Source organism: Streptomyces sp. NPDC006510 (assembly GCF_040611955.1).
Taxonomy (GTDB): Bacteria; Actinomycetota; Actinomycetes; order Streptomycetales; family Streptomycetaceae; genus Streptomyces.
Window position 1 is genome coordinate 1 of the sequence record NZ_JBEXPH010000452.1, and the last position, 1,553, is coordinate 1,553.

At 68.3% G+C, this 1,553-nt stretch carries 2 protein-coding genes; one reads left to right on the top strand and one right to left on the bottom strand.

The annotated features are described in order from the left end of the window. A partial coding sequence (locus tag ABZY11_RS44425) for a LysR family transcriptional regulator (RefSeq protein ID WP_356484608.1) occupies positions 1-743 on the bottom strand: 743 nt, incomplete at its 3' end. A gap of 92 nt (positions 744-835) precedes the next feature. Here ABZY11_RS44425 and ABZY11_RS44430 point away from each other — a divergent pair. Then, the coding region (locus ABZY11_RS44430; protein WP_356484609.1) for an SDR family oxidoreductase at positions 836-1,553 on the top strand (718 nt) is incomplete at its 3' end.

Here is a 1,553-nt window from a genome sequence, read left to right on the forward strand (position 1 = left end):
ACCGGCACGGCGGCGAGATCCCGGCGCAGGTCGGTGCTGGCAGACTCGGGGATGATCACGGTGGTGTGGCCGAGCGCGATCAGCTGGAAGAGCTGTGTCAGGTTCCGTACCTCTGGCCCTGGTCCCTCCGGGTAGCTGCCGCCGTGGCCCGGCCAGCGTGCCATCGGGAGTTCCGGCAGTGCGGTGACCTCGGCTACCCGGATCTGGGAGCGGCCGGCGAGGCGGTGAGAGGCGGGCAGGATCGCCACCTGTCCCTCGGTGTACAGAATTTCGGTGTCGAGTCCGGCCGCCGAATCGAAGGGCAGGTGCAGCAGAGCCACATCGGCTTGCCCGTTCTGCAGCAGTTCCTGTTGCTGATGCGCTTCGCAGAGCAGCAGATCAACGGTGGCTGCACTGGGCTCCGCGCGGTACGCATCGAGCAGTTTGGCCAGCAACTCGCCGGTGGTGCCGGATTTGACGGCGAGGACGAGGCGGGGGCGGCTTTGCGCGGCCTGCTGGGTACGCCGCTCGGCTGCGGCTAGCGCGCTGAGGATCGAGCGTGCCTCGGACAGCAGGACTGCCCCGGCCTCGGTGAGCGTGACCCTGCGGCTGGTGCGCTCCAGCAGTGTGACCCCGAGCTGTCGTTCGAGCTGGGCGATGGCGCGGGACAGGGGTGGCTGGGCTATCTTCAGACGCTGGGCGGCCCTGCCGAAGTGCAGCTCCTCGGCGACGGCGACGAAGTACCGCAGCTCGCGTATCTCCATGCATGCACGGTAACCGTGGGAAGGGCCGATTGATACCGTCCGGGTATCGCTGCGCTGCCGAGATGGTGTTGGTGTCTGGCCGAAGCGCAGCCATGCTCGGTGTCATGAGTGAGAAGACGATTGCGCTGGTCACCGGCGCGAACAAGGGAATCGGGTACGAGATCGCGGCCGGGCTGGCTGCGTTGGGTTGGAGCGTCGGTGTCGGCGCCCGGGACGAGCAGCGCAGGACGGACGCCGTGGCGAAACTGCGCGCGGCAGGCGCCGACGCGTTCGGCGTGCCCTTGGACGTGACCGACGATGAGAGCGTGACCGCCGCCGCGCGGTTGATCGAGGAGCGGGCGGGACGCCTTGACGTGCTGGTCAACAACGCCGGCGTCGCGGGCGGCTGGCCGGAGGAGCCTTCGACCATCGACCTGGAGACCGTGCGGCGGCTGGTGGAGACCAACGTCATTGGCGTCATCCGGGTCACCAACGCGATGCTGCCGCTGCTGCGCCGCTCGGCGCACCCGAGGATCGTCAACCAGTCCAGCCATGTCGGCTCTCTGGCGCTGCAGACCACGCCCGGCGTCGACCTCGGAGGGATCAGCGGGGCCTATGCGCCGACGAAGACCTTCCTCAACGCCGTCACCATCCAGTACGCCAAGGAGCTGAGCGGCACCAACATTTTGATCAACAACGCCTGCCCCGGCTACGTGGCCACCGACCTCAACGGGTTCAGCGGTACTCAGACCCCTGAGCAGGGCGCGGCAATCGCCGTCAGGCTGGCGGCTCTGCCCGACGACGGCCCCACCGGTCAGCTGTTCGATGACA